Source organism: Acidovorax sp. Root219 (genome assembly GCF_001428665.1).
GTDB lineage: Bacteria > Pseudomonadota > Gammaproteobacteria > Burkholderiales > Burkholderiaceae_C > Acidovorax.
Genome location: NZ_LMIJ01000024.1, coordinates 261,463 through 282,546, shown reverse-complemented (window position 1 = coordinate 282,546; position 21,084 = coordinate 261,463). Strand labels below are relative to the sequence as shown.

Sequence of the window (21,084 nt, the reverse complement as noted above, 5' to 3'; positions counted from 1 at the left end):
CGTGAACTGGCAGTGCAGTCGGCCAACGCCTCCAACAGCGCCGGCGACCGCCAGGCCCTGCAGCAGGAAGTCGGCCAACTGGTCGCAGAACTGGACCGGATTTCGCAAACCACGGAATTCAACGGCCAAAAGCTGCTGGACGGCACCTTCGGTACGCAGCAGTTCCAGGTCGGCGCCAACGCCAACCAGACCATTGTGGCAGCGACGGCCAACCTGCGCACCAGTGTTTACGGCAACAACCAGAACCTGCCTTCCGCCGGTGCCGGAGCCTCTGCCGCCGCTGCGGCGTCGTCTGCCCCCGCCAACGGCGTGACCTCGGGCGCCGTATCGATCAGCGGCTCGCTGGGCACGGCCACCCTGTCGGTTGCCAGCAACTCCACAGCCAAGGCCATTGCCGACCAGGTCAACGCTGTCAAGGCCAATTCGGGGGTGACGGCCACGGCCCGCACCGAAGTGGAGCTGGATATCGCCGCCGTGGCCGGCTCCTTCACCCTGTCCCTGCAAGGGGACAATGCCACCCCGGTGACCGCCTCGTTCACGCTGACGGCCACCTCGGGCGCCGACCGCCTGTCGGCCGCAGTGGCCGCCATCAACGACCAGGCAGCCAAGACCGGCATCACCGCATCGCTCAATGAGACCGGCGACCGCGTGATCCTCTCCAACGCCACGGGCAGCGATATCGTCGTGGGCGATACGGCGGTCCAGAATGCGGGCACCACCACGGTTACCAAGCTCCAGGCCGATGGCACGGCCACCGGCGGCACGGTGACCCTGGCGGCAGATACCAACGCCAACTTCACCACCGTGAGCGGCTACATCACCCTGGATTCGGACAAATCCTTCGCCGTGACGTCCGCCAGCAATGCGCTCACCACTGGGGGCTCGACCCTCAAGCGCGTGGCCGACCTGGACGTGACGACCTTTGCCAAGGCGACCGAATCGCTCAAGACCGTGGATTCGGCCCTGGCCTTCATCAGTGGCGAGCGCGCCAAGCTGGGCGCCTTGCAGGCCCGTTTCGAATCGAGCATTTCGAGCCTGAACATCACTTCGGAAAATCTGTCCGCCTCGCGTTCGCGGATTCTGGACGCCGACTTTGCCGCAGAAACGGCCAACCTGTCGCGCGCCCAGATTCTGCAGCAAGCTGGCACGGCGATGGTGGCCCAGGCCAACCAGATCCCACAGGGCGTGCTGTCGCTGCTCAAGTAACGACCAGTGCGTTGCGCACCCCAGGGCGCCACTGCAGCAGCCCCTGGAACCCAGTCGCCGACACAGGCGCCTGGGTTTTTTTACAGCCAAACCCACTCCCACGTCGTGGCAATAGGCTCAGGCAAGCTTCAAAGCCGAAAGATGTCCGCCAGGACGTCGCGTTTGGAGGGCTTGCAGACGACGGCACCGCCCTCGCCCGCGTAGACCGTGCAGTGTCCCGGCGTGTCGGTACTGATCAGGCTGACGCCCTGGGACAGCACGGTCGCGTCACCCACATGGCAGCCCCCGATGATCGCCGTGCCGGGATACATCACGACCCCGTCTCCCAGCACGGGCCCCACCCCATGGTTCTTGCCGACGGTGGAGTTCTGGTAGATCACCAGGTAGTTGCCGTAGGTGGCCTTGGCAAACACGATACCCACCGAATGCCCGATGAAGAACACGGGGGGCAGTTCGATCTCGTAGAACAAGTCGATGCCATTGAGAGCCTTGTTGAGCCCGAACAGCTTGGCGCACAACCGGCGGTCGCCCGTCGCCTTCCACACCGTGTTGGCCAGGTAGTACAGGAAGATGGTGTACTGGGAGGAGTGCAGGTGGTCGAATTCTCCCGGCCTCCACATGCGCACAGCATCGATGCAGTGGCCCAGGCGCAACAGCGCCGGATCCATGTGGGGACGCAGCACCTCGTGCGCGTCGGCATCCAGGCCGTCGGGGAAGAAAAGATCCAGCTGCCGCACGACGTACTGCAGCAATTCGGCGTGCGACAGGTGCACCAGCTTCATCATGGAATGTGTTCCTCCAAGGCATCGAGCACGGTTCGCAAACCCTTCGGAGACCAGCCAAATTCATCGCGCATGCGGTCAATGCGGATGCGCGGCGCCTGGCTGCCTCCTGCAGGCAGCGTGGCCCGCAGCTGGCAATGCCAGCGGCCGCCCAGCCAGGAAAACAGGGTGGCATTGGAGATGTTCTCGCCGCTGGCCAGGTTGTAGACCGTGTCCTGCCCCTGCAGCGCGATATGGATCAAGCCTTCCACAACATCGGACACATGGACGTAGTCCCGTTCGAATGAAGGCGAAGAATTCACGTCGATCACCGGCGCAGGAGCCCCCACCGCGCGCGCCTGCGCACCCGCGGCCATCACCTGCCGAAGCAGGGAGGGCAGAAATCCGTCGGCGTCCTGCGGGCCTTCATAGACGCAGGCCAGCCGCGCCACCCGGGCGCGGCCTTGACCCTGGACATGGCACAGCGACTCACCCAATGCCTTGGACAGGTCGTAGAGATGCCGGGGTTGGCCAGGATCGAGCAGCAAGGGCAGCGCTTCATGGGCGTCCACGGCCCCCAGGCTGTCGTACAGCCGGGTGGATGACAAATAGACCAGCGACTCCCACTGCGCTTCTTTCAGCACGCGGGCCAGCAGACCCACGTGCGCTTCCACCGTATCGAAGGGCCTGGCCAGGTAGTCTGCCGTCAGGCCGGCCGCATACACCACATGGCCCAGCGGGCGGCTCCAGACGGCCGGATCGCCGCGCACGGGCGCAAACACATCGGCCCCTGCCGCTTGCAACCGGGCAACAACACGCTGCCCGACGAAGCCCGCCGCGCCCAGCACGGTGAAAACACGCCCTCGAAGCCTGTTTTCGCTATCGGCCATGTCTCAGAAACCGCCGACGGGATGGTGCAGGCGCGCATCCTTGTGCGGCAGCAGCTTGGGGCTCACTGCGTTCACCACACTGAAAGCCGGCGTGTCGACAAGCCCCTTGTGCGGTACCGCCAGCATGTTGAACCCATGCGGCGGGCCTTCGAGGTAGACAGTGTCGATCGGTACCAGCTCGACCGGCTTGCCCGGCATTTCCCGGTGCGAGTTGAGGTCGCGCACGGCAAACACCTCGTACCCACGCTCCAGGAACAGCTGGCACAGGGGCGTGGCCCGCAGGCCCTGGCTCCAATCGACATAGGTTCGGTGCAGCTCGAAGACCACCCAGGGCCGGTCCTTGTCCAGGATCTGCACAGCGCCCTGCAAGGCAGCCAGCTCGGCCCCTTCGATGTCCAGCTGAATCAGGCCGACGCGCAGGCCCAGGCGCTGCGCATAGTCGTCCATGGCCACGGTCTCGAACCCTTCGCCCGCCGAGGCGGCCACGGCGTTGGCAAAGGAGTCGAAGCCGTCGAGCCGCATGCGCTCACCGCTGCGGCTCCACAGGCCCTCGTGGTTGACCACCACATTACCCAGCTGGTTGAGTGCCAGGTTGTTCTGCAGCATCCCGGCCTGGTCGGGGTTCGGCTCGAAGCAATGCACCTTGAGCCCGGCGGGAGCAATGGCCTTGGCGACCAGCACCGCCTGGTCGCCGAAATAGGCGCCACCGACGATGACATCGCCCTGCAGGCGGGGGGCCAATTCGAGCAGCAGCTTGGTGGTCTGGGGCTCCCAGACATGGGTCGGACGCTCGCTGGCGGACAGCAGCAGGTCGCGGGCAATCTTGGTGCGGTAAAAGTACTCCACGCGCGTGCCATCGGCCAATTGCTGGCCATAGACATCCTGGTCATCGTGCAGGGCATCGACAATGGGGCCGACGACGTCATCGCGCACAGAGCCATCGTAGGCAATGGACGCTTCCGCCTGGCGCAGCAGATCCACCAGCCGGGCCCGCAAGGCCGTATCACGGCCCAACTGGTGCATGGCGCGATGCAAGCGCTTGCCATCAAGGTCTCTAGGGTCGTTGCTCATGGGATTCCTTCGTCGATCAATCAAGAGGGTGTGAGAGCTGGCGCGGTGCTCTCACAGGATTTTCAATGCAGGGACAGCCACCGCGAACAGGGCGCCCCACTCCCGCACGTAGTCCAGTTGCGCAACCACCTCATCCTTGAGATTCCAGGGGAGGATGAGCACGTGATCGGGCCGGTGGGCGCGCAGGTGCGCCTCGTCCACGATGGGAATGCGGCTGCCGGGCAGGTACTGCCCCTGCTTGGCGGGGTTGCGGTCCACCACATAGGGCAACAGGTCGGCCCGCACACCCGCGAAATTGAGCAGGGTATTGCCCTTGGCCGCCGCGCCATAGGCGCCGACCTTCAGGCCACGCGCATGGCAGTCGAGCAGAAAGGCCAGCAACTCGCGCTTGATGCGCAAGGCTTGCTCTTGCAGGCCACCGTAGAACGCCGCCGACGACACCCCGGCCGCCGTTTCACGGGCCAGCAGCTGGGCCACCCGGTCGTGCACCTGCGCAAAGGCGTCACTGCGCTGCGCGAACACGCGCAGGCTGCCGCCGTGGGTGGGCAACTCCTGCACATCGGTCACGGTGAGGCCGTTGGCGGCAAAAATGCGCTGCACTGCGGTGAGCGAAAGGTACGAGAAATGCTCGTGGTACAGGGTGTCGAACTGGCACTGTTGAACCAGCTGCAGCAGGTGCGGAAACTCGAAGGTGGCCACCCCCTGCGGCTTGAGCAGCACGGCAAACCCCGCCACGAAGTCGTTGATGTCGGGCACATGGGCCAGCACGTTGTTGGCCACCGTGAGATCGGCGGCGCGCCCGTCGGCCACCAGCGTGCGGGCCAGCGCCACACCGAAGAACTGCTCCACGACCTCGATGCCGCGCGCCCGTGCTGCAGCTGCAGTGCTGGCCGTGGGCTCCACGCCCAGGCAGGGGATGCCGCGCCCGGCCACGTACTGCAGCAGGTAGCCATCGTTGGCGGCCACTTCCACCACCTGGCTGTGGGCGCCCAGCGACAGGCGCTGGGCCATATCCTCCACATAGGCCTGGGCATGGGCCAGCCAGCTGCTGGAGAACGAGCTGAAGTAGGCGTAGTCGGCATCGAACAAGGCGTCAGCGGCCGCGAAGTCTTCGGTCTGCACCAGCCAGCAGTTCTCGCAGACCAGCACCCTGAGGGGGTACCAGCGCTCGGACGCATGCAGCGCGGGTTCGCGCAGGTAGGCGTTGGAAGGGGGCGCGGTACCCAGGTCTGCCAGAGGCAGGGTAACGGGGGCGGCGCAGTGGCGGCATTGCATGGGCGGAACTCGGTCAGGACGGCGACAGCCCGGTGAAGGCTGGCGTCAGGGAGGGATGTTGGGCGTCGCGCGGCGAGCGGCCTGCCAGGGGCAGCGGCCAGGCAATGGCCAAGCGCGGGTCGAGCGCGTCGAGCCCGCCTTCCGAGGCGGGCGCATAGGGTGCCGAGTGCAGGTAGAGCATCTCGCAATCATCGGCCAGCGCCTGGAAACCATGGGCGAAGCCGGGCGGGATGAGCATGGCCCAGTGGTTGGCAGCCGACAGCTCGCGTCCGAACCATTGCAGGAAGGTCGGGGAGCCGGCCCTCAGGTCCACCGCCACATCCCATACAGCGCCGCGCAGGCAGCTGACCAGCTTGGCCTCGGCCGCCGGGGGGTGCTGGAAATGCAGCCCCCGCACGGTGCCGCGCTGGGCCGTCTGGGTATGGTTGATCTGCGCGATCGGCCAGGTCCAGCCCGCAGGGGCCAGGTCAGCCGCGCAGAACATGCGCGCCAGAAAGCCCCGGCTGTCCGCCAGCGGCTGGCGCTGCACGGTCATCAGGCCCGCCAGCGGCGTGGGCTCCACGGTGAAGCGGCTCACAGGGCGGTCTCCTGCACGGCGCCGCAGGCCTGCTCATAGGCGTCCAGGTCGGCCAGGCACAAGGCGCGCGCATCGGCGCCAGCGTGGTAGCCGCGGTACCAGGCCATGGTGCGGCCCACGGCCTCGGGCAGGGCCCAGCACGGGGTGATGCCCAGCAGGCTGCGCGCGCGCGCCGTGTCCAGGGCCAGCAGCCCCGCTTCGTGCGGATGCTTCGCGTCGCTCTCGTAACGCACAGGCGCGGTGGGGTAGGCTGACCGTGCCATCTCGACCACACACCCCACCGTGGCGGCCTCCTGTGGGGCCGGTCCGAAGTTGTATGCGCCCGCGCTCCCTGGCCGCTCCCACAGCACCTGGGCCAGGCGCATGTAGGCGGCCAGCGGCTCCAGCACATGCTGCCAGGGCCGTGTGGCATGGGGGTTGCGCAGCACCAGGGTCTGGCCGGCAGACCAGGCAGCCGCAGCGTCCGGCAAAAGGCGCTCGGGCGCCCAGTCTCCGCCGCCGATCACATTGCCGGCGCGGGCAGTGGCCACGGCCACACCCTGTGCGGACAGGAAGGCATCGCGGTAGCTGGCGGTCACAATCTCGGCGGCGGCCTTGCTGGCGCTGTAGGGGTCATGCCCTCCCAACGCATCGTCTTCGCGATAGGGGTAGACCCATTCTCGGTTGCGGTAGACCTTGTCGGTCGTCACGACCAGCGCCACGCGCACGCCAGGCAGGCCGCGCAGCGCATCGAGCACATGGGCCGTGCCCATGACGTTGGTGGCATAGGTATCGAGCGGCGCGGCATAGCTGGCGCGCACCAGGGCCTGGGCCGCCAGGTGCAGCACGATGTCAGGCCGTGCTGCCTGGATGAGGGCCGCCGTGGCACCCGCATCGCGCACGTCGCAGGCATGGCTGTCCATGCCGCTCGCCACGCCGGCCAGTGCAAACAGGCTGGGCTCGGTGGCCGGCGGCAGGGCAATGCCGGTGACCTGCGCCCCCAGGCGCTGCAGCCACAGGGCCAGCCAGCTGCCCTTGAAGCCCGTGTGCCCCGTGAGCGCCACGCGCTTGCCGCGCCAGAAATGGGGATCGGGCAAGGCCATGCTGCTCACCAGCACTTCCACGGCGCCTGGCCGCTCTGCCAGAGTTCTTCGAGCAGGTTCTTCTCGCGCAGCGTGTCCATGGGCTGCCAGAAGCCATGATGCTCGAACGCCATCAACTCGCCATCGCGCGCCAGGCTCTCCATGGGTGCTGCCTCCCAGGGCGTGGCATCACCATCGATGCGGTCCAGCACCTGGGGCGACAGCACGAAGAACCCGCCATTGATCCAGCCGCCATCGCCACGCGGCTTTTCGACAAAGCCCCGGACCCCTTCCCCCCGGCCGTCGCCGTCGCGCACCAGCGCGCCATAGCGGCCGGGCGGCAGCACCGCTGTCACCGTGGCCAGCTTGCCATGCGCTGCATGGAATGCGAACTGCGCGGCCATGTCGAGGTCGGCCACACCATCGCCATAGGTGAAGCAGAAGGGCTCATCTGCGCTGAGGTATTCGCGCACCCGCTTGAGGCGCCCGCCGGTCAGCGTGGACTCGCCGGTGTCCACCAGCGTCACGCGCCAGGGCTCGGCATGGCGGTGGTGCACTTCCATGCGGTTCTCGGCCATGTCGAAGGTCACGTCCGACATGTGCAGGAAGTAGTTGGCAAAATACTCCTTGATGATGTAGCCCTTGTAGCCTAGGCAGATGATGAAGTCGTTGACGCCATGGGCGGCATAGGTCTTCATGATGTGCCACAGGATGGGCCGCCCGCCGATCTCGATCATGGGCTTGGGCCGCAGGTGCGACTCTTCGGAGATGCGGGTGCCGAGGCCCCCGGCCAGCAGGACAGCTTTCATGGGTAACAGCTCGATAAGTCCCCGTGCCACGACAGAGCGCGCAGCGCAGAGCAAAGGCAGGGCCTTTTCAGGATGCAGGAACTATAGCGGCAGGAAGCCGTGTTTCTCACGGGGCGGCCCGGCCTACGTCGCTCAACGGCCCGGCACCTGCGCATCGCACCATGTCCGGAACATCTGCCGATAGGCGGTCTCCACGTCGCGCGCAAAGCCGGCTTCGTCCATCAGGGCCGACGCCTGCATCCGGGGCCGCAGTTCTGTGCGGATCTGCGCCAGGCGGGGCAGGTCCGAGGCCAGCTCCACCAGCTTGTCCACATACTCCTCCTCGGTCTGCGCGATCCACTCCGGATAACCCACCGAGGTGAGCACCGAGGCGCCCAGGGTTCCCATACTCGGCGCACTGGCCAGCGTCACCAGGGGCAAGCCCATGAACAGCGACTCGATCAAGGTGGTGCCCGAGTTCTGCGGAAAGCAGTCCAGGGCAATGTCCATTCGGCGCATCACGTTCCATGGCGGGCTTTCGAAACCCATGAGGATGCGCTCCCGCTCAATTCCCAGTGCCTCGAAGCGCTGGAACCACTGCTCGCGCACCTCGACCTGGCTGAAGTTGCCGCTGTTGATCTCCAGACGCGACCCCGGAACGCGCTTGAGCAACGCGGCCCAGGCACGGATCACGCGCTGGTTGAGACGCACGGCCCGGGTCAGCGTGCCAAAGGTGACGTACCCCCGCGACAGCGCAGGCAGTTCACTGACCTCGCCCATGCCCGGGTTGGACCGGTAGACCAATGAGGCATGGGGCAGGCGCCAGGGCTTCTCGGAGAAAAGACCCTCCTGCCCCGTGGGCACGGTCGGTTCATCGGTCAGGTAGTAGTCGATGGCCGTGAGCCCGGTGGTGTAGCCCGAATCGAGCCAATGCAGCGAAACCGGTGCGGGCTTGCGCGCAAAGGCACCCAGCCGGTGACCCTTGGTGTGGCCCGCAATGTCCACGAGCACATCGATTCCATCCTCACGGATGCGCTGGGCCAGTTGGTCGTCGTCCAGGTCCCGGGTATCGATCCAATGCTCGAAGTACGTGCGGTACCGGTCCGTCACCTCGTCCTCCAGTTCATACAGCCCGCTGTACGCGAACAGTTCCACCTGCGCATGGGAGTGGTTGGCCAGCAGGGGCTCCAGGAACTGTCGGCAGGCATGGTTGCGGAACACCGGCGCGACGTAACCGACGCGCAGGCGCCGCTCGGGATTGCGCTCATTGGCATGCGGGCGCCACAGGTTGCGGCAGGGCTCTCCGAAATGCTGATTGAAACGCTGGTAGGCCGCAAACCGCTCCATGGGATCCATGTCGGGAATGCAGTTCGCGACGAACAGGTAGGAGCTGAGGGCCGACGCATCGGCGGGAGCCAGGTCCATGGCCGCCCGCAGGACCTCCAGCGACTCAGGCAACCGCCCCTGGTCCTTGAGCAGCATGCCCAGGCTGATGCGCGCCTGCATATGCCCCGGCTGCACGATGATCGCCTTGCGCGCGTACTGCTCGGCCTCTGCCAGGCGGTTCATCTCGCCCAGCAGCACGCTGAGATTGATGAGCACGCCGACATCGTTGGCATCCACCTCCAGTGCAGAGCGGTAGGCCGACTCTGCGGCCTGCAGCCGTGCCTGCCCACGCATGACGATGCCCAGGTTGTACCAGCCCTGCTTGAACCGGGGGCCATGGCCCACCGCCTGGCGTAGCAGGATCTCGGCCTGCACGAGATCGCCCCTCAACGACAGGGCCAGGCCGTAGTTGCTCAGCATGTCCACGTCACCGGGGTCCAGGGCCAGCGCCCGCTGCATGGGCTCGATCGCCTTGTCCCTCTGCCCCACGCGCATCAGCGCCGCGCTCAGCGACTTCCAGCCCATGGTGCACTGCGGGTACTGGCGGGTCATCTTGCGGCCCATGCGCAACACCGCCTCGAATTGTTCTTCATCGAACAGGCGGTTGATCTGCGCAAGTTGCTCCTTGGGAGGCATGCGCCCGGCCACGGGGCGCGCCGACCGGGCACGCTCCATGGCGACGGCGACCAGCCGCTCGACCATTTCGCCAGCGGCGTCGCCAGCCAGGCCGGCGCGCAGGGCATCTTCCAGAACCCCGCCGGCCAGATTGGCCTCACCCGCCTGGATGAGCGCATCCACCAGGCTCACCCAGTATTGCCGCTCCTTGGGGTTGGCCTGCAGGGCCGCCTGAAAGAAAGGCACGCTGGCCAGGAACTGGCCGCATTCGACCGCGATGGCGCCAAGATTGTGGTTCGCGTCGGCGTGGCCGGGATCCAGGCTGAGCACGGCCCGGTACAACTCTTCCGCCTGGGGGTAATTGCCGCCGCGGTGGCACTCGATGGCCAGCGCCATGCTGCGCTCCATCAGCATCTGCACCGGGGATGCCGCCAATTTCAGTTGCGCGCCCTCCTGCCCGGCACTCGCCTGGCCGTCTGGCTGCGGGTTTTCTGTCGTCGTGGTGTCGGTCATTGGCATCAATATAGGGCCCGGGGTTCCAAAGGCACCCCGCTGCCGCCCAGCATAAACACCCTGGGCCGCTTCCTAAATCGGGAAAACCAACGTAAAAACCACGCTACCTGCCCAACTGCTGAAGTGGTGGGTGCTTTACCGCTTGCTCATGGGACCGGTTCAAGCACAATCCGATACAGTCAATCACGCACATGGCCCTGGCCGTGTGCCAACCGCAACAGCCCAGTCGCCCGTCTGGCGCCCGCCCAATCAACCTGAATCAGCATGTTCGTCATCATTGGCTACGTCGTCAGCATGGTCTGCATCTTCGGTGTGTACATCGTGCACGGCGGGAATATCCAGGTGATCCTGAAGGCCCTGCCGTTCGAACTCATCACCATCGGTGGCAGCGCCATGGGCGCCTTCGTGGTGAACAACCAGCCCAAGGTGCTCAAGGCCACGCTCAAGGCCGTTCCTGCCGCGCTCAAGGGATCCAAGTACACCAAGGCGCGCTACATGGAGCTGCTGGCCATGCTCTACGACATCCTGCAAAAGGCCCGCAAGGAGGGCCTGATGGCGATCGAAAAGGATGTGGAAGCCCCCCATGAGTCGGAAATCTTCAAGAAATACCCCACGGTGGGCAGCGACCACCATGTGATCGAGTTCACGACCGACTACCTGCGCATGATGGTCTCGGGCAACCTCAACTCCCATGAGATCGAGGCCCTGATGGACAACGAGATCGACACCCACCACCAGGAGGCCCACGCCCCGGTGGCGGCCATCGCCCGGCTGGCCGGCGCCCTGCCCGCCTTCGGCATCGTGGCCGCCGTGCTGGGGGTGGTGAACACCATGGGCTCGGTGGGGCAACCGCCCTCGGTGCTGGGCGGCATGATCGCCTCCGCGCTGGTGGGCACGTTCCTGGGGATCCTGCTGGCCTATGGCTTCGTGGAGCCCCTGGGCGGCCTGATGGAACAAAAGACCGAAGATGCCGCCAAGGAATTCCTGTGCATCAAGTCCACGCTGCTGGCCAGCATGCAGGGCTACAACCCCGCCACCGCCATCGAATTCGGCCGCAAGGTTTTGTTCTCCACCGACAGGCCGACCTTCGCCGAGCTTGAAGGACATGTGAAAGGCAAGAAGTAAGCCCGCACTACCATGGCAGAAAAGAAGCTCCAGCCCATCATCATCAAGCGCATCAAGAAGGGCGGCCATGCCGTCCATGGCGGCGCCTGGAAGATTGCCTATGCCGACTTCGTGACGGCGATGATGGCGTTCTTCCTGCTGATGTGGCTGCTGGGCTCTACCGCCAAGGGGGAGCTGCAGGGCATTTCTGCCTATTTCAGCTCCCCGCTCAAGGTGGCCATGACCGGTGGTGATGGCGCCGGCAACAGCTCCAGCGTGATCCCGGGCGGCGGCAACGATCTCTCGAAGGTGCACGGCCAGGTGCGCCGCTCGGACTCCGACCCCGACAAGGACCGCCGCGCCAGCATCGACAACGCACGCGCCGAGCGCGCCAAGCAGGACCAGGAGCGCATCAAGGCGCTGCAGGCCAAGATCGACGCCCTGATCACCGAAAACCCGCGCCTGAACGAATACAAGTCCCAGATCCGCATCGATGTCACGCCCGACGGGCTGCAGATCCAGATCGTGGACGACCAGAACCGCCCCATGTTCGACAGTGGCAGTGCGCTGGTGAAACCCTATATGCGCGACATCCTGCGTGAAATCGGGGCCGCGCTGGGCGGGGTGGAAAACCGCATCAGCCTGGCTGGCCACACCGATGCCGTGCCCTATGGCAACAGCGAGCGCGGCTACAGCAACTGGGAGCTTTCGGCCGACCGGGCCAATGCCTCGCGCCGCGAGCTGGTGTCTGCCGGCATGCCCGACGGCAGGTTGGGCCGCGTGGTGGGATTGGCCGCCAGCGATCTGCTCGAACCCACGAATCCGCGCGCACCCGCCAATCGCCGTATTACCATCACGGTGCTGACCCGCGAGGCCGAAGAACGCCTCATGGGCAAGGGGACTCCTGCGGCGGCAAGCCCTCCTGCAGAGCTGCCGACGGAAAAGCGCGAAAATCCAACGCCTGGCGGGTGATCGTTACGACTTGTCACCAAACCTGCCACACTTGACAATACAACCAGCCTATTTCGACCGAAAGGGTCCCACGTGACCACAGCCCTTCGCTTCTTGATCGTTGACGACTTCTCCACCATGCGGCGCATCGTCCGCAATCTGCTCAAGGAGAGCGGATTTGCCGATGCAGACGAGGCCGAAGATGGCGTCGCCGCACTGAACAAACTGCGCAACAGCAAGTTTGACTTCGTGGTGACGGACATCAACATGCCCAACATGAACGGTTTCCAGCTCCTGGCGGAAATCAAGAAAGACGACAAGCTCAAACACCTTCCGGTGCTGATGGTGACCGCCGAAGCCCGCAAGGAGGACATCGTCGCGGCCGCCCAGGGCGGGGCAGCCGGTTACATCGTCAAGCCCTTCACCAAGGCCACTCTGGAAGAAAAGGTCCTGCTGATTCTCAAGAAGATGGGGCTGTGACGCCATGGAAACCCCTGACACCCCCCCTGGTGAGCCCACGGCCGAGGTCCACCACAAGATCGGCCTGCTGACCCGCCAGCTGCACGATTCGCTCAACGAACTGGGCTACGCAGACAAGCTGCGCGGCTCCATGGGCGAGTTGCCCGACGCCCAGAGCCGCCTGTCCTACATCGCCCGCCTGACGGGCGAGGCCGCAGAAAAAGTGCTCACCCGGGTCGAACAGGCCAAGGCACAGCATGATTTCATCGCCGCCGAGACACGCCGCGTAGTGGCCTCGCTGGTCAAAGACCCTGTGGCTGCCGTGGCCAAGGGCGAGATCATGAACTTCCTGACCGACGTGGAACGCGTCACCATGGAAGCCGATACGCACCTGACCGAAATCATGATGGCGCAGGACTTCCACGACCTCACGGGCCAGGTGATTGCCCGGGTGGTCAATCTGGCTGCCACCATCGAGGAGCAACTGGTCCAGCTGCTGATCCAGACTGCCCCGCCCACCGCCAACGTGCCCGCCGCGCTGGTGGAGGTTCCGCGCGAGCACCTCGCCGGCCCCGTGGTGGACCCGGAAAACACTGCGGACATCGTGACCGACCAGTCCCAAGTGGACGACCTGCTGGCCAGCCTGGGTTTCTGACCCTCCCCTCGACTGGCGTGGCACCGCCCGGCGGCGCATCAGCGCCCGCCATGCAGCGCATGGCATGCGCTCGCGCTCTACACAGTGCGGCCCTGTAGCAAGGTACGAGGGAAAAGGGCCCCGCAGCCGCCCTTTATCCGTCTTTAGATTTCCGGGTCGCTCACGACAATGGCAGGACACAAGTTGTCACGCCATCATGGAATCCAGCCAAGAAAAAAGCCTACCGGCGTCCGAGCGAAAGCTGCAGAAGGCACGCACGGACGGACAGGGTGCGCGTTCACGCGACCTGTCCCACCTGGCCATTCTGGGTGCGGGCGGCGCCGCCATGCTGGTCCTGGCTCCAACGCTCATGGAGCACCTGCAGCAGGCGCTGGCCCACCAACTGGTGTTCAACGCCAGCATCGTGATGGCGCCCGCCACCATGGTCGATCGCATGCAGACCATGGTCATCGTGGGCCTGGTAGCCAGCACGGTGTTCGCGCTGCTCACCAGCGGCGCCGCGCTGCTCAGCGCCATCGGTGCCGGCGGCTGGATCTTCAGCATGAAGCCCATCAGCCCCCAGTTCAACCGCCTGAACCCCATCTCCGGGGTGGCGAACCTGTTTTCCAAGCAGCAGATGGCCAACGTGGCGAAGATGGTGCTGATGACGGCCATCATCTCCGCCGTGGCCTGGCACTACATGTCGGGCAGCATCGAGCGCGTGGCCATGCTGGTGCTGCAGCCCTCGCCCATGGCGATCCGCCACATGTCCGAGTGGCTCACCTCCGGCGTCAGCCTGATGCTGCTGGTGGTTTTTCTGGCAGCACTGATCGACGTGCCGCTGCAGTCTTACTTCTTCAAGGCGCGCCTGAAGATGTCGCACGAGGAAGTCAAGCAGGAACACAAGGAATCCGACGGTGACCCGCATACCAAGGGCCGCATCCGCCAGAAGCAGCGCGAGATGGCGGACGGCGCCAGCGTGGCGGCGGTTCCCAAGGCGGATTTCGTGGTGATGAACCCCACCCACTATGCCGTGGCCCTGAAGTACGACGACAAGACCATGGCCGCCCCGCAGGTGATCTCGCGCGGCACCGACCTCACGGCCATGCGCATCCGTGACCTGGCCCGCGCCCACGACGTGCCGGTGCTGCAGTCCCCCATGCTGGCCCGCGCGCTCTACGCGCACGCCGAGATCGACCAGGCCATCCCCGCCACCCTGTACGCCGCTGTGGCCCAGGTACTGGCCTATGTGTACCGCCTCAAGGCCGCTCTGCGCGGCGAAGGGCAGATGCCCGACGCGCTGGTTGAGCCTTTCGTTCCCCCTGAGCTTGATCCGCTGAACAAGACGTCTTCCACCGTGCAAGGCACCGCCCCATGAACAATTCCGTGAATTACCTTCGGCTGTGGGCGGGCAAGAACACATCGGCCCTCCAGGGCATGTCGGCACCGCTGCTGGTGGTGGCCATTCTGGCGCTGATGGTGCTGCCCATCCCGCCGTGGCTGCTGGACACCTTCTTCACGCTGAACATCGCCGTCGCCCTGATGGTGATGATGGTCTCGGCCTACATGATCCGGCCGCTGGACTTTGCCGCCTTTCCCTCGGTGCTGCTGCTTACCACGCTGATGCGCCTGTCGCTGAACGTGGCCTCCACCCGGGTCGTGTTGCTGGAAGGCCACACCGGCCCCGGTGCCGCTGGCGCCGTGATCGAGGCCTTCGGCCACTTCCTGATCGGCGGCAACTTTGCCGTGGGCCTGATCGTGTTTGCCATCCTGGTGGTGATCAACTTCGTGGTGATCACCAAGGGCGCCGAGCGCATTGCCGAAGTGTCGGCCCGCTTCACGCTGGATGCCATGCCCGGCAAGCAGATGGCGGTGGACGCCGACCTCAACGCCGGCCTGATCGACGAGAAGGAAGCCAAGCGCCGCCGCGCCGAAGTTGGCGAGGAAGCAAACTTCTTCGGCTCCATGGACGGTGCCTCCAAGTTCGTGCGCGGCGATGCCGTCGCCGGCATCCTGATCCTCTTGATCAACATCATCGGCGGCTTCGCCATCGGCGTTCTGCAGCACGACCTCACCGCCAAGCAGGCCGCCGACAGCTACATCCTGCTGGCCATCGGTGATGCGCTGGTCGCCCAGATCCCCGGCCTCTTGATCTCGGTGGCCGCTGCCATGGTGATCTCGCGCGTCGGCAAGGAACAGGACATGGGCCGCCAGATCGTGCAGCAGCTGTTCATGTCGCCCCGCGTGCTGGGCGTCACGGCCGGCATCCTGATCCTGCTCGGCCTCATCCCCGGCATGCCGCACCTGGTGTTCCTGATCACCGGAGCGCTGCTCGGCTACTGGGCGTGGACGCTCTACGAGCGCCAGCAGGTGCCCGAGGAAGTGGCCCCGCCGCCCCCCGTGGCCGCCGATGGCGAAGCCACCTGGGACGACCTGCAGCCCGTGGACCTGCTCGGCCTGGAACTGGGCTACCGCCTGATCACGCTGGTGGACAAGAGCCGCCAGGGCGACCTGCTGACCCGCATCAAGGGCGTACGCCGCAAGTTTGCGCAGGAAGTGGGCTTCCTGCCCCCTGCCGTGCATGTGCGCGACAACCTCGAACTCAAGCCCAGCGGCTACCGCATCACGCTGCGTGGCGTGGTGGTGGGCGAAGGCGAGGCCTTCCCCGGCATGTTCCTGGCCATCAACCCCGGCGGCATCACCACGCCGCTGATCGGTACCCCGACCACCGACCCGGCCTTCGGTCTGCCCGCGCACTGGATCGATGATCGCCAGAAGGAAGCGGCGCAAATGGCCGGCTTTACGGTCGTTGATTCGGAAACCGTGATGGCGACGCATTTGTCACACTTGATGCAAGTGCAGGCAGCCAAGCTGTTGAGCCGCACCGAAACGCAGCAACTCGTGGAACACGTCGCCAAACTGGCCCCCAAGCTCATCGAAGAAGTCGTCCCGAAAATGGTCTCCATCGCCACGTTCCAGAAAGTCCTCCAGCTGCTGCTGGAGGAGTCTGTGCACATCCGCGATATCCGCACCATCATCGAGACCCTGGCCGAGCACGCCGGTGGCATCTCCGACCCCGTGGAACTGGCGCGCCGCGTACGCATCGCCCTGTCGCCCGCCATCGTCCAGCAGATCTACGGCCCGACGCGCGAGCTCAACGTCATCGCCATCGAACCCGGCCTGGAGCGCCTCTTGGTGCAGGCCCTGGGCAACACCGCCAGCCCGGCGCTGGACCCTGGCGTGGCCGACATCCTGACGCAGAAGGCCGCCGAAGTGGCCCTGCGCCAGGAGGAGATGGGCCTGCCCGCCTGCCTGCTTGTTCCCGACCAGATCCGCACTGCGATCTCCCGCCTGGTGCGCCGCGTGGCGCCCCGCCTGCAGGTCCTTGCGCACAGCGAAATCCCTGAGACCCACACCATCCGCATTGGGCCCATCCTCAAAGGTGCATCATGAACATCAAACGCTTTCACGCTGCTACGTCCCGTGAAGCACTGGCCAAAGCACGCATGGCCTTTGGCGAGGGCACACTGATCCTGTCCAACCGCCCCACCGCCAACGGCGTGGAGGTGATGGCCACCGCCGAGGACACGCTCTCGTCGCTGGACAGCGCCGCGGCGGCCAGGCAATCGAGCGCGCCCTCCCCCCTGGCACAGGCCAGCCAGCGCCAGCAGCTGCAACAGCAGCCGCCCCGCGCTGCGCAGCAGCCGGCCGCTGCGGCCCACCGCAACCCGGTGGAGGAAGACACCGAGCAGTTGGCCATGAGCACCCTGTCCTTCCAGGACTATGTGCGCGAGCGCATGCTGCGCCGCCGCCACGAGGCCATCAGCGGCCCGTCCGACCCGGTTCCCATGATGGAGCGCAGCCGCGACCGTGCCGCTGAGCTGGCCCGTGAGCGCCCCGCCGCCCAGGTGGCGCGCCACAACCCGTTGCGCTCGATCCCCATGGACCTTGCAGAGCCCGCGCCCCGCAAGCAGCAGCAGCAGCGCCAGGAAGCCCCCTCGCTGTCGAACGCACAGGTGAACAACCAGCAGAACCTGATGAGCGAGCTGCACTCGATGAAGGAGCTGATCGAGGACCGCTTCAACACGCTGGCCTGGCTGGGCCAGGCGCGCCAGAATCCGATCCAGTCCAACCTGATGCTGAAGATGATCCGCGCCGGCTACTCGCCCGCCCTGGCCCGCGCCGTGCTCGAGCGCATGCCCGAGGAACTCTCGGCCGGCGAATCCGTGCGCTGGCTCATGGAGGTGCTGGAACGCAACCTCAAGACCGACACGGATGCCGCGCCCCTGTACGAGCAGGGTGGCATCTTCGCCATGGTGGGCTCCACCGGCGTCGGCAAGACCACCACCACTGCCAAGCTGGCCGCCTTGTGCGCGCGCATCCATGGCCCCGGCAGCGTGGGCCTGATCACCCTGGACACCTACCGCGTGGGCGCCCATGAACAGCTGCGCACCTATGGCCGCATGCTGGGCATCGTGGCCCACCTGGCCCACGACCGTGCAGCACTGCAGGACCTGCTGGGCCTGCTCAGCGGCAAGAAGATGGTCCTGATCGACACCACCGGCGTCGCCCCACGCGATCCACGCAAGCGCGACATGCTCGACGTGCTGGACCTGCCCCACGTCAACCGCCTGCTGGTGCTCAATGCCGGCTGCCACGGCGACACGCTGGACGATGTGCTGACCGCCTTCAAGACCAAGGGCTCGCAGCAGGCCATCCTGTCCAAGGTGGACGAGGCCGTGAAGCTGGGCCCCTCCATCGACGCCCTGATCCGCCACCAGATGGTGCTGCGCGGCGTGACCAATGGCCAGCGCGTGCCCGAGGACTGGGAAGCGGCCGATGCCCACCAGCTCATCAGCACCTCGATGCGCGCGCCGGTCAAGTCGCCGTTCGACCCCAAAGCCAGCGACCTGAATTTCTTCTTCTCGCATTCACCCGAATTGGTAACCGACAGGGGGTTGGTCGATGCTTGATACCGGCTTTCACCAGGCTGCGGGGCTGCAAAGCCTCACCCCGCAGACCGAACTGCGCGTGCTGGCCGTGGCCAGCCAGGAACAGGCCGGCAGCGGCCTCGAGACCCTTTGGCAGATCTGCGCCAGCCTGCAGCGGATGGGCTACCCGGTTGTGGTGCTCGACGCCACGGGCTACGAGACCGACGAGTCCCCGGGCCTGTACCACCTGCTGCGCCGGGCACCCTGGCACGACGGCATGGACCAGGGCGCCGCAGCCTCCTCCCTGGCGGTGATCCCCGCCGCTCGGGGCCTGTGGCAGATCAGCCGGGCCGACCGCCCGGCGCATGTCTCGCCGCTGCAGGACATCCAGCCCTACGTGCGCGCCTACAGCATCCTGGTGCTGCACGCCCCACCTCCCCTGCTGGGCCAGTTGCTCACCCACACCCGGACCATGCCGCTGATGGTGATGGAGGGCGCCGCAGCAGGCGTGCTCACCACCTACAAGAGCTTGAAGCAGATGGCCCAGCACACCGGCCTGTCCTGCACCGTGGCGGCACTGTTGCGCGGCTCGGGCACGGCCGAGCGCCGCAAGACACTTGCCGCATTGCAGACATTGCAGGACTGCGCCGAGCGCCACCTGGGCGGTCAGGTGCACACTACCGCCGTCTCCACCCAGAATCCCCAGGACCTGCAGCGCCTGGCCTTGCAACTGCTGGAAAACGCGGGCACCATCAATGGAACGATGGCGGCTGCAGCTGCAATTGCATCCAGCAATTTTGCTGGTATACCTGCAGCTGCACATCTTCTCCGGAGCCACTGATCTGATGTACACCGCCAAAGGCCAGCTCGATCGTGATGCGATGATTCGCCAGCACGTGCCCCTGGTACGGCGGATCGCACACCACATGATCGCCAAGCTGCCTCCCAATGTAGAGCTGGACGATCTGATCCAGGTCGGCATGATGGGCCTGGCGGAAGCACTTTCGCGCTACGAGGCCGCACAGGGCGTGCAGTTCGAGACCTTTGCCACCCAGCGCATCCGCGGCGCCATGCTCGATGAGCTGCGCGAGGGCGACTGGATGTCGCGCAGTTCGCGCAAGAGCCAGAAGGACATCGAGCAGGCCGTCAACCGGCTGGAGCAGCGCCTGGGCCGCAGCCCGCTCGAATCGGAGATCGCCAGCGAGATGGGCATGGCCCTGCCCGAATACCAGAGCCTGCTGGGCCGGGTGCGGGGCACGCAGCTCGTGTACCTGGAGGACATGACCCACAGCAATGACGACGATGATGGTTTCCTCGACCGCCATGTGGGCGACGAGGCAGCCAACCCGCTCGAAATGCTGCGCGACCACCGCCTGCGCTCGGCGCTGGTCACGGCCATCGAGTCACTGCCCGAGCGCGAACAGCACATCATGGGCATGTACTACGAGCACGACATGAATCTCAAGGAGATAGCAGCCGTGCTCGGGGTCACCGAATCCCGTGTGTGCCAGCTGCACAGCCAGTCGATCGCGCGCTTGCGGGCGAAGATGCGCAGTCACTAGGGCCTGTTCACACTGATTTCGGGGTCGCGAAGGCCCTTGCCGGCGTGCCAATCTAAGCGCGCGACGCAGCGTGTGCCCTTGCACACGCAAGGAGCGCAACGACGAGTGGCGCGCCGGTAAGGGCCTTCCCTTCGGGTTGCCCGGCCTGGGGGCCGTCTGCGGCGTTGCCCGCGCTTGCAAGGTGCACACCTTGCTGCGCACGGGCGCCTTGCATCCAGCCCCCAGGCCGGGCAACGCGATCCCCGAAATCAGTGTGAACAGGCCCTAGTACATCCCCCTGAGGCGCAGACGCGCCTTAACCCCTTCTCTCGAATTACTGCGTAATTCGGGAAGGGGGACGCAGCAGTGCGGCGGGGCGGCCCTTGCACGGCTGCCCTGGTATGGGGCAGCGCGCTATCCACGGGTTTGCCCTGGCGCTTGCGCGCCATTCAGGGCAGCGCCTATGTACTAGTACAAAAAAGAATCGTGGCCATACAGCGCGACTTTGCCGCGCGCCGATCAGCCGGCCGAGCGGTAGATCTTGGCGATGCCGGCGGCTTGTTGCTTGCCGCCCAGGCCGTTGCCGTAGGTGGCATTGGCGGAGCTGTCCTGGGAGGGGACGAGCACGGCGGTCTGGCGGTCGGTGATGGCCGCCAGGCGGGCCAGGCTTTCGCGGTGCACCACCAGGGTGGCGGCGATGGCGTCCATGCGGGCCTTGAGGGCAGGGGTGATGCTGCTCACCTGCTGGCGCGACAGGTCCAGCGCATACGAAAAACGGGCTGCAGTGTCGCGCAGCCCGGTGCTTGCTTGTTCGAGGGTGGGGGCATCGGCCTTGAGCAGGGCGGCAGACACCATCTCGATGTGCTGCTCGACGGCCTGCAAGGCGTCTTCCAGAGGCGTGGTCACGGCTTGTCCTGGTGAATGCGGACCGGTGACGCCTGGAAGAAAGGGGTCACGCTAGCCGCGCGAGCGGGAAAAAATCTCTTGGGCGTTGGCCAGCAGCTTGTCGGCAATCGCGCCGGCGCTGACCGTGAACGTGCCCTTTTCAATGGCTGCACGCACCGCCGCCACCTTCTTGGTGTCGAAATCGCCCGAGGCACGGCCCGTCTGGTCCAGGGCACGTGCTGCGGTGGAAACCGTTACAGGCACGCCAGGGGCCGGGGCAGCCGCAGTGCCCGTTGCCACTCCTTGGGGCGTAGCAGGGGCTGCAGCGGGGGCCTTGGCCTGCTTGGCCTGCCCCGTTTGCGCCAGTGCGCCCGGAAGTTCCGGTGGTTGACCTATCTTCATCGCCTTCTCCAGCGCTCCGATGACACGGAGCTCG

Annotated in this window: 20 protein-coding genes; 10 read left to right on the top strand and 10 right to left on the bottom strand. The window is 65.9% G+C overall.

All coding sequences use genetic code 11. From position 1 onward, the window contains the following. A partial coding sequence (locus tag ASE28_RS23405) for a flagellin (RefSeq protein ID WP_235516198.1) occupies positions 1 to 1,206 on the top strand: 1,206 nt, incomplete at its 5' end. A gap of 128 nt (positions 1,207 to 1,334) precedes the next feature. Here the strand turns inward: ASE28_RS23405 and ASE28_RS23400 are convergent. From ASE28_RS23400 to ASE28_RS23365, 8 genes are all read right to left on the bottom strand, one after another. Then, positions 1,335 to 1,991 (bottom strand): hypothetical protein, encoded by a 657-nt coding sequence (locus ASE28_RS23400; RefSeq protein ID WP_235516197.1) that lies wholly within the window; start codon positions 1,989 to 1,991, stop codon positions 1,335 to 1,337. Then, on the bottom strand, positions 1,988 to 2,857 hold the full coding sequence (locus ASE28_RS23395; RefSeq protein WP_082608210.1) for an NAD(P)-dependent oxidoreductase: 870 nt from the start codon (positions 2,855 to 2,857) through the stop codon (positions 1,988 to 1,990). The genes ASE28_RS23400 and ASE28_RS23395 overlap by 4 nt, the downstream gene beginning before the upstream one ends. A gap of 3 nt (positions 2,858 to 2,860) precedes the next feature. Then, on the bottom strand, positions 2,861 to 3,928 hold the full coding sequence (locus tag ASE28_RS23390) for an FkbM family methyltransferase (protein ID WP_057268664.1): 1,068 nt from the start codon (positions 3,926 to 3,928) through the stop codon (positions 2,861 to 2,863). A 51-nt stretch (positions 3,929 to 3,979) separates the two neighbouring features. Next, positions 3,980 to 5,203 (bottom strand): class I SAM-dependent methyltransferase, encoded by a 1,224-nt coding sequence (locus tag ASE28_RS23385; RefSeq protein ID WP_057268663.1) that lies wholly within the window; start codon positions 5,201 to 5,203, stop codon positions 3,980 to 3,982. A 13-nt stretch (positions 5,204 to 5,216) separates the two neighbouring features. Next, positions 5,217 to 5,780 carry a dTDP-4-dehydrorhamnose 3,5-epimerase family protein gene (locus tag ASE28_RS23380; protein WP_057268662.1) on the bottom strand — a complete coding sequence of 188 codons (564 nt, stop codon included), beginning with the start codon at positions 5,778 to 5,780 and terminating at the stop codon, positions 5,217 to 5,219. Beyond that, entirely contained in the window at positions 5,777 to 6,862 is a 1,086-nt protein-coding gene (gene rfbG / locus ASE28_RS23375; RefSeq protein WP_057268695.1) for a CDP-glucose 4,6-dehydratase, read from the bottom strand. The genes ASE28_RS23380 and rfbG overlap by 4 nt, the downstream gene beginning before the upstream one ends. A gap of 5 nt (positions 6,863 to 6,867) precedes the next feature. Then, the gene (gene rfbF, locus ASE28_RS23370) at positions 6,868 to 7,650 is read right to left on the bottom strand and encodes a glucose-1-phosphate cytidylyltransferase (protein ID WP_057268661.1); all 783 of its coding nucleotides are present in this window, start codon (positions 7,648 to 7,650) and stop codon (positions 6,868 to 6,870) included. Between the two features lie 132 nt (positions 7,651 to 7,782). Beyond that, a complete protein-coding gene (locus ASE28_RS23365) occupies positions 7,783 to 10,143 on the bottom strand; it encodes a tetratricopeptide repeat protein (protein WP_057268660.1) in 2,361 nt (786 codons plus the stop codon). A 264-nt stretch (positions 10,144 to 10,407) separates the two neighbouring features. Here ASE28_RS23365 and motA point away from each other — a divergent pair, with 264 nt between their 5' ends. From motA to ASE28_RS23320, 9 genes are all read left to right on the top strand, one after another. Beyond that, entirely contained in the window at positions 10,408 to 11,268 is an 861-nt protein-coding gene (motA, locus tag ASE28_RS23360; protein ID WP_057204096.1) for a flagellar motor stator protein MotA, read from the top strand. 12 nt (positions 11,269 to 11,280) lie between these two features. Continuing rightward, a complete protein-coding gene (motB, locus tag ASE28_RS23355) occupies positions 11,281 to 12,219 on the top strand; it encodes a flagellar motor protein MotB (protein WP_057268659.1) in 939 nt (312 codons plus the stop codon). Between the two features lie 72 nt (positions 12,220 to 12,291). After that, entirely contained in the window at positions 12,292 to 12,678 is a 387-nt protein-coding gene (gene cheY / locus ASE28_RS23350) for a chemotaxis response regulator CheY (protein ID WP_057204094.1), read from the top strand. A 4-nt stretch (positions 12,679 to 12,682) separates the two neighbouring features. Next, positions 12,683 to 13,312: a protein phosphatase CheZ gene (locus ASE28_RS23345; protein ID WP_057204093.1), complete on the top strand. Its 630-nt coding sequence runs from the start codon at positions 12,683 to 12,685 to the stop codon at positions 13,310 to 13,312. A 196-nt stretch (positions 13,313 to 13,508) separates the two neighbouring features. Beyond that, positions 13,509 to 14,669: a flagellar biosynthesis protein FlhB gene (locus tag ASE28_RS23340; RefSeq protein ID WP_057204092.1), complete on the top strand. Its 1,161-nt coding sequence runs from the start codon at positions 13,509 to 13,511 to the stop codon at positions 14,667 to 14,669. Beyond that, the gene (gene flhA, locus ASE28_RS23335; protein WP_057204091.1) at positions 14,666 to 16,744 is read left to right on the top strand and encodes a flagellar biosynthesis protein FlhA; all 2,079 of its coding nucleotides are present in this window, start codon (positions 14,666 to 14,668) and stop codon (positions 16,742 to 16,744) included. The genes ASE28_RS23340 and flhA overlap by 4 nt, the downstream gene beginning before the upstream one ends. Next, positions 16,741 to 18,264, top strand: coding sequence for a flagellar biosynthesis protein FlhF (gene flhF, locus ASE28_RS23330; RefSeq protein ID WP_057268658.1), 1,524 nt, complete (start codon positions 16,741 to 16,743; stop codon positions 18,262 to 18,264). The genes flhA and flhF overlap by 4 nt, the downstream gene beginning before the upstream one ends. Next, the gene (locus ASE28_RS23325; RefSeq protein ID WP_057204089.1) at positions 18,257 to 19,063 is read left to right on the top strand and encodes a hypothetical protein; all 807 of its coding nucleotides are present in this window, start codon (positions 18,257 to 18,259) and stop codon (positions 19,061 to 19,063) included. Before flhF ends, ASE28_RS23325 begins: the two co-directional genes overlap by 8 nt. A gap of 4 nt (positions 19,064 to 19,067) precedes the next feature. After that, positions 19,068 to 19,784 (top strand): RNA polymerase sigma factor FliA, encoded by a 717-nt coding sequence (locus tag ASE28_RS23320; protein ID WP_057204145.1) that lies wholly within the window; start codon positions 19,068 to 19,070, stop codon positions 19,782 to 19,784. A gap of 498 nt (positions 19,785 to 20,282) precedes the next feature. Here ASE28_RS23320 and ASE28_RS23315 read toward each other — a convergent pair whose 3' ends face one another. Both ASE28_RS23315 and flgM read right to left on the bottom strand, forming a co-directional pair. After that, positions 20,283 to 20,669 (bottom strand): hypothetical protein, encoded by a 387-nt coding sequence (locus tag ASE28_RS23315; protein WP_082604314.1) that lies wholly within the window; start codon positions 20,667 to 20,669, stop codon positions 20,283 to 20,285. 51 nt (positions 20,670 to 20,720) lie between these two features. Then, complete coding sequence (gene flgM / locus ASE28_RS23310) at positions 20,721 to 21,050, bottom strand: flagellar biosynthesis anti-sigma factor FlgM (protein ID WP_057268657.1); 330 nt, start codon at positions 21,048 to 21,050, stop codon at positions 20,721 to 20,723. Positions 21,051 to 21,084: the final 34 nt, after the last annotated feature.